This is a genomic window from Coprococcus sp. LG101-27 (genome assembly GCF_027695515.1).
Lineage (GTDB): Bacteria > Bacillota > Clostridia > Lachnospirales > Lachnospiraceae > Allocoprococcus > Allocoprococcus comes.
Map to the genome: position 1 here is coordinate 20,884 of NZ_JAQEUJ010000031.1, position 6,879 is coordinate 27,762.

The window sequence follows — 6,879 nt, forward strand, 5'->3', positions numbered from 1 at the left end:
AGCGTAGGGTATGAATATCAGAGAACGTTTGGGAAAAGAACTTTTATTTTTAGATGGAGGAATGGGAACTCTTCTGCAGGCAGAAGGACTTGCACCGGGAGAACTTCCGGAGACCTGGAACATCGAACATCCGGAAAAGGTGGAAGCGATTCACCGCAGATATTATGAAGCAGGAAGTGATGTGGTTCTTGCAAATACCTTTGGCGCTAATGTCTGCAAATTTCATGATGACAGATATACGGTTGAAGAAGTGATCCGTGCAGGGATTGCAAATGCAAAAAGAGCAGGGGAGCAGATTGGAAAAGAGACTTATGTGGCACTGGATATGGGACCGACCGGAAAGCTATTAAAACCAATGGGAGATCTGGATTTTGATGATGCTTATGAAGCATTTGCAGAAGCCGTCCGCTATGGAGAAAAGTACGGTGCAGACCTGATCCATATCGAGACCATGAGTGACACCTATGAAGTAAAGGCAGCCATTCTTGCAGCAAAAGAAAATTCTTCTCTTCCGGTATTTGTAACCATGATCTTTGATGAAAGAGGAAAGCTTCTGACAGGTGGGGATGTCCCTTCTGTTGTGGCAATGCTGGAAGGACTCCGCGTAGATGCACTGGGGCTGAACTGTGGACTTGGGCCGAAACAGATGCTTCCAATCCTAAACGATTTAAGAAGATATACCTCCCTTCCGATCATTGTGAAGCCAAATGCCGGACTTCCGAAGCAGAAGAACGGGGAAACGTATTACGATGTAGAGCCGGATGAGTTTGCCCGGATCATGCAGGAGGTTGTAAAAGAAGGAGCCTGTGTGATTGGCGGATGCTGCGGAACGACACCGGAGCATATTAAAAAGCTGGTGGAAGAATGCAAAGATCTTCCGCTGCGCGAGATCGAGAAAAAGCATGATACGATCGTATCTTCTTATGGACAGGCTGTGATCCTGGATGATATGCCGCGTATCATCGGGGAAAGAATCAACCCGACTGGAAAGAAAAAATTCAAAGAAGCACTGAAAAATGAAGATATGGACTACATTTTGAAAGAAGCGATCACGCAGCAGGATAAGGGCGCGCACATTCTGGATGTCAATGTAGGACTTCCGGATATTGACGAAGTTGCCATGATGGAAAAAGTTGTAAAAGAACTGCAGAGCGTGACCAGTCTTCCGCTTCAGATTGACACAGTAGATGGAAAGGCTATGGAACGTGCAATGCGTATCTACAATGGAAAGCCGATGATCAACTCTGTAAACGGAAAGCAGGTTTCTATGGACGAAGTCTTTCCTCTGATCCGGAAATATGGCGGTGTGGTTGTCGGACTGACCATTGATGAAGAGGGGATTCCGAAGGATGCAGAAGGCCGTGTGCGTGTTGCAGGTAAGATCATCAACGAAGCAGCCAAATACGGAATCGACAAGAAAGATATCGTGATCGATGTGCTGACCATGACCATCAGTTCGGAAAAGGACGGGGCAAAGGTTACCTTGGAAGCATTGAAGAGAGTACGGGAAGAATTCGGGGTCAGAACCGTTCTTGGAGTATCGAATATTTCTTTTGGACTTCCAAGGCGCCCGATTGTCAACAGCTATTTCTATGCGATGGCAATGCAGAACGGACTGACGGCAGGAATCATCAATCCATCCTCAGAAGATATGATGAAAGCTTATCGTTCTTATAATGCACTGATGGACTTTGATGAAAATTGTACGAATTATATCAGTACTTATGCGGGAACCACAGAGACGGTGACAGTCCAGGCATCGCAGGCAGCTGCAGCAGCCGGAAATGCACCAAAAGCTGCAGGCGTTGAGATGACACTCAAATATGCGATCGAGAGAGGGCTGAAAGAAGAGGCACATCATATCACCCGTGACCTGATCGGTACGAGGGAACCGCTGGATATCATCCAGGAGGAACTGATCCCGGCACTCAATGTAGTCGGTGAAGGTTTTGAAAAGGGAACCGTCTTCCTTCCGCAGCTTCTGATGAGTGCGGATGCTGCGAAGATTGCCTTTGCAGTTATCAAGGATGTGCTTGCTTCATCCGGACAGGAAGAAGAAAAGAAGGAGAAGATCATCCTTGCTACCGTAAAAGGTGATATCCATGATATCGGAAAGAATATAGTGAAAGTTCTTCTTGAAAATTATGGTTTTGATGTGATCGATCTCGGAAAGGATGTGCCGCCGGAGGCAATCGTAGAAAAAGCAGTTGAGGAGAATGTCACTTTGGTAGGCTTAAGTGCGCTGATGACCACAACTGTAGTCAGCATGGAAGAGACGATCAAACTCTTAAGAGAGAAAAAACCGGACTGCAAAGTCATGGTAGGCGGGGCTGTTCTGAACCAGGATTACGCGGATATGATCGGGGCAGATTTCTATGGAAAAGATGCCATGCAGTCCGTACACTATGCGCAGAAATTTTTTGGCATGGTGGAGTAGGAACTGCAAGGCAGATACAAAAGGTCGAAATTGTATGTGAAAATGCTAAAAAAGTTTGGAAAATTTTTTTGTATATGCTATAATATGCATAAATCAAGGAGAAAAGAAAATGATAGCATGGGAGGCATGACAAGATGGCATTTTTTTCAACACTGATCTCTACGGTATTGAAGATGCTCTTTATCGGAGTGTTTGCAGTCGGAGGGGTTTTTGCAGGCAAGAAGCTTCGCGAAAGAAAAGACGCAAAGAATTCAGAGACTAAGTAGAATGGAAAAAAGAAGGAATCGCAGAAAATGCGGTTCCTTTTTAAATTTCATTATATTGACAAGCCATCAAAATCTCTTTATAATTAGAATTTAGCTGATAGAAGCGAGGAGGATAAAGATGAAAGCTTACGGAGTTAACGAACTTAGACGCATGTTTCTTGACTTTTTTGAGAGCAAAGGTCATTTAAAAATGAAAAGCTTTTCGCTGGTGCCGCACAATGATAACAGCCTTCTGCTGATCAATTCAGGAATGGCACCGCTGAAACCATATTTTACAGGACAGGAGATCCCACCGAGACGCCGTGTGACAACCTGTCAGAAATGTATCCGTACAGGAGATATCGAGAACGTAGGAAAGACTGCACGTCACGGTACTTTCTTTGAAATGCTTGGTAATTTCTCATTCGGTGATTACTTTAAGACAGAAGCGATCCACTGGTCATGGGAATTCCTGACAGAAGTGGTTGGACTGGATCCGGATCGTCTGTACCCGTCCGTATATGAAGACGATGATGAGGCATGGAAGATCTGGAACGAAGAGATTGGTATTGCACCGGAGAGAATTTTCCGTTTCGGAAAAGAAGACAACTTCTGGGAGCATGGATCAGGTCCGTGCGGTCCGTGTTCAGAGATTTACTATGACCGTGGAGAAAAATACGGATGCGGTAAACCGGGATGTACAGTAGGCTGCGAATGTGACCGTTATATGGAGATCTGGAACAACGTATTTTCACAGTTCGACAATGATGGACATGGAAACTACAGCGAACTGAAGCAGAAGAATATTGATACCGGTATGGGACTTGAGAGACTTGCATGTATCGTACAGGATGTAGATTCTATGTTCGATATTGATACTTTAAAAGCACTGCGTGACCAGGTATGTGAGATCGCAGGAGTATCTTATGGAGATAATGAAAGCACAGACGTATCTCTGCGTGTAATCACAGACCATGTGCGTTCTGTATCTTTCATGATCTCTGATGGTATTATGCCGTCTAATGAAGGAAGAGGATATGTTCTTCGCCGTCTTCTCCGCCGTGCATGCCGTCACGGAAGACTTCTGAACGTTGCACCGGGATTCCTTACAGATCTTGCTGCAACTGTGATCGAAGGCTCTAAAGACGGATATCCGGAGCTGGAAGAAAAGAAAGACTTTATCATGAATGTCATCCGCAAGGAAGAAGAGCAGTTTGAGAAGACCATCGACCAGGGGCTTGTCATTCTGAATGAGATGAAAGAAAAGATGGCAGAAGAAGGAACAAAGACTCTGTCCGGAGAAGATGCGTTCAAATTATATGATACCTATGGATTCCCGATCGATCTTACCAAAGAGATCCTGGAAGAAGAAGGTATAGATATTGATGAAGAGGGATTTAAAGCCGCAATGGAAGTTCAGCGTCAGACTGCAAGAAAAGCACGTAAGGCAACGAACTACATGGGAGCAGATGCAACCGTATACGAATCCATCGATCCGTCTGTAACTTCTAAGTTTGTCGGATACGAGCATCTGAAATATGAATCGAAGATTACGGTACTTACCACAGAAGATGAGATCGTAGACGCTCTTTCTGACGGTGAGAGAGGAACCATCTTTGTAGATGAGACTCCATTCTATGCAACAAGCGGTGGACAGGAAGCCGACCACGGTGTGATCAAATGCGGTGACGGTGAATTTGTTGTGGAAGATGTGAAGAAGATGCTTGGTGGCAAGATCGGTCATATCGGTTATATGGCAAAGGGTATGATGAAGGTTGGAGATCAGGTTACTCTGACCGTTGATTCGCAGAGACGTGTGCTTTGTGCAAGAAACCACAGTGCGACCCATCTGCTTCAGAAAGCACTCCGTACCGTACTTGGTACACATGTAGAACAGTCCGGATCTTATGTAGACGACAAGAGACTTCGTTTCGACTTCTCTCATTTCTCTGCAATGACACCGGAAGAACTGCAGAAAGTAGAAGATATGGTAAATGAAAGCATTTCCAGATCTCTGCCGGTTGTCATTAAGAACATGCCGATCGAAGAAGCAAGAAAGACCGGAGCACAGGCTCTGTTCGGTGAGAAATACGGCGACATCGTCCGTGTTGTAAATATGGGAGATTACTCTATTGAGTTCTGCGGTGGTACACATGTTGCCAATACAAGCGAGATCGGAGCATTCAAGATCCTGTCTGAAAGTGGTGTGGCAGCAGGGGTACGCCGTATCGAAGCACTTACATCCAAAGGACTGATGGATTATTATGGAGAACTGGAACAGTTGCTTCATGAAGCAGCTAGGCTCCTGAAAGCAACTCCGGATACTGTATCTGAGAAGATCGCACACCTTCAGGCTGAGAACAAAGAACTTCACAGTGAAGTAGAAAGCCTGAAGAGCAAGCTCGCAAAAGATGCCATGGGTGATGTGATGGATCAGGTAGAAGAAGTAGCCGGCGTAAAAGTGATTGCTGTCAGCGTAGAAGATATGGACATGAACGGACTGCGTGACCTTGGAGACCAGCTCAAGGAGAAGATCGGAGAAGGCGTGGTCGTGATCGCATCCAGCGCGAACGGCAAGGTAAGCCTGATGGCTACAGCAACAGATGAAGCAATGAAGAAGGGTGCTCACGCAGGCAACCTGATCAAGGCAATCGCTTCCTGTGTAGGTGGTGGCGGCGGTGGACGTCCGAACATGGCACAGGCTGGCGGAAAGAACCCGGCTGGAATCCCGGATGCCCTTGCAAAAGTCAAAGAGGTACTGGCAGAACAGATAAAATAATGCCGGAAAATGACAGATTTATGCATATTTTTCCTATTTTTCAAAAAATTCTTGACTGAGATGAAAAATATGATATAATCTAATGTAGTGCAATAAATATACCCGAACAGTCGTATGATGCACAATACCAGGCTGGAGGGGAGGTTAGGTGTGAGACTATGTCAAATGTAATCGTTAAAGAAAACGAAACGTTAGATAGTGCTTTACGCAGATTCAAAAGAAACTGTGCCAAAGCAGGAATTCAGCAGGAGATTCGCAAAAGAGAACATTACGAAAAACCAAGCGTTAGACGTAAAAAGAAATCTGAAGCTGCTAGAAAACGTAAATATAACTAATATGTGCAGAACAATAATGGAGGGTTTATGATTCATAAACCCTCCATTTTTACAGGAAAATTTTATGTGGTGGAATAGGATAATATTTGGAATAGATGGATATGAGGTTGTGATGTGGTTTCTGACTTACAGCATAATGGGATGGCTGGTGGAATCCATCTATATGTCATTTTGTAATCATAAGATTACGAACAGGGGATTTGCAAAAGGTCCGTTTTGCCCGATCTACGGGTTTGGTGCTCTTACGGTGTTTTTTATATTACGTCCGTATAGCGACAATAGTATACTGCTGTTTTTCCTGGGATCGTTTCTTGCAACGACGTTGGAATTTCTGACGGCACTTGTGATGAAGCGCATTTTCGGTGAGATCTGGTGGGATTACCATGAGAAGCCATTTAACTACAGGGGGATCATCTGTCTGGAGAGTTCGATCGCATGGGGATTTTATACGTTGTTCCTTTTTATGTTCCTGCAGAACATAGTTGCAGCGTTTGTTGCCATGATACCGGTTCGTGCAGGGCGTGCAATTGGCAATCTGATCCTGATTGGATACATTATGGATTTTTCTGCGACAATTTATCGCCAGAAGAAAGAAAATCTTCAGGAAAGCATGGATGAGGAACAAATACAGCAGATTGAACAAGCAAAAGACAAAATGAAAGATAATTTTTTGACATAATTGTTGTTGACAAAACCGTAGACTGTGGTCTATACTGTGTCTTGTAAACGACAAGGACGTCATGTACAGTTAGTACATGGCGTCTTTTTGTTTAGCGGTAAATTCCGAAGGGATTTCCTGCTAAACAAAAGGCACATTCTTTTACACATTTTTATTCGAAGTCCGGAACGAATAGCATGAAGTAGTATATGATCAAAAGAAGGAAAGCGAGGAGATTCTTATGAAACTCAAAGACACAGGACTCACAGCAGAAGAATTAAAGGACATTGTAAAAAAATATATGGTAGAAACCTATGCAAGATATGATTTTATCGCAGAACGTGCAGAAGGTATGTATCTCTACGATGAAAAAGGGGTAGCTTACCCAATGTCATTAAGTTAATTTAAAAATTAAAAAAAGCAGA

At 44.1% G+C, this 6,879-nt stretch carries 5 protein-coding genes and 1 pseudogene; all 6 read left to right on the forward strand.

The features are described from left to right. Positions 1 to 10: 10 nt before the first annotated feature. Positions 11 to 2,437: a homocysteine S-methyltransferase family protein gene (locus PG766_RS15025; RefSeq protein ID WP_118199654.1), complete on the forward strand. Its 2,427-nt coding sequence runs from the start codon at positions 11 to 13 to the stop codon at positions 2,435 to 2,437. Positions 2,438 to 2,571: 134 nt separating this feature from the next. After that, positions 2,572 to 2,703 (forward strand): vanadium nitrogenase, encoded by a 132-nt coding sequence (locus PG766_RS15030; RefSeq protein ID WP_195249974.1) that lies wholly within the window; start codon positions 2,572 to 2,574, stop codon positions 2,701 to 2,703. 118 nt (positions 2,704 to 2,821) lie between these two features. Beyond that, on the forward strand, positions 2,822 to 5,461 hold the full coding sequence (alaS, locus tag PG766_RS15035) for an alanine--tRNA ligase (RefSeq protein WP_118199655.1): 2,640 nt from the start codon (positions 2,822 to 2,824) through the stop codon (positions 5,459 to 5,461). Positions 5,462 to 5,619: 158 nt separating this feature from the next. Next, the gene (gene rpsU / locus PG766_RS15040) at positions 5,620 to 5,796 is read left to right on the forward strand and encodes a 30S ribosomal protein S21 (protein WP_004054229.1); all 177 of its coding nucleotides are present in this window, start codon (positions 5,620 to 5,622) and stop codon (positions 5,794 to 5,796) included. A 64-nt stretch (positions 5,797 to 5,860) separates the two neighbouring features. Then, positions 5,861 to 6,475 (forward strand): putative ABC transporter permease, encoded by a 615-nt coding sequence (locus PG766_RS15045; RefSeq protein ID WP_118199656.1) that lies wholly within the window; start codon positions 5,861 to 5,863, stop codon positions 6,473 to 6,475. Between the two features lie 220 nt (positions 6,476 to 6,695). Beyond that, positions 6,696 to 6,839, forward strand: a pseudogene (locus tag PG766_RS15050) (aspartate aminotransferase family protein); the annotation flags it as partial. Between the last annotated feature and the right edge of the window lie 40 nt (positions 6,840 to 6,879).

Excerpts from the sequence above, each read along its gene's own strand:
- PG766_RS15045 (WP_118199656.1), top strand. The coding sequence starts at position 5,861 with ATGTGGTGGAATAGGATAATATTTGGAATAGATGGATATGAGGTTGTG.
- PG766_RS15025 (WP_118199654.1), top strand. The coding sequence starts at position 11 with ATGAATATCAGAGAACGTTTGGGAAAAGAACTTTTATTTTTAGATGGA.
- rpsU (WP_004054229.1), top strand. The coding sequence starts at position 5,620 with ATGTCAAATGTAATCGTTAAAGAAAACGAAACGTTAGATAGTGCTTTA.
- PG766_RS15030 (WP_195249974.1), top strand. The coding sequence starts at position 2,572 with ATGGCATTTTTTTCAACACTGATCTCTACGGTATTGAAGATGCTCTTT.
- alaS (WP_118199655.1), top strand. The coding sequence starts at position 2,822 with ATGAAAGCTTACGGAGTTAACGAACTTAGACGCATGTTTCTTGACTTT.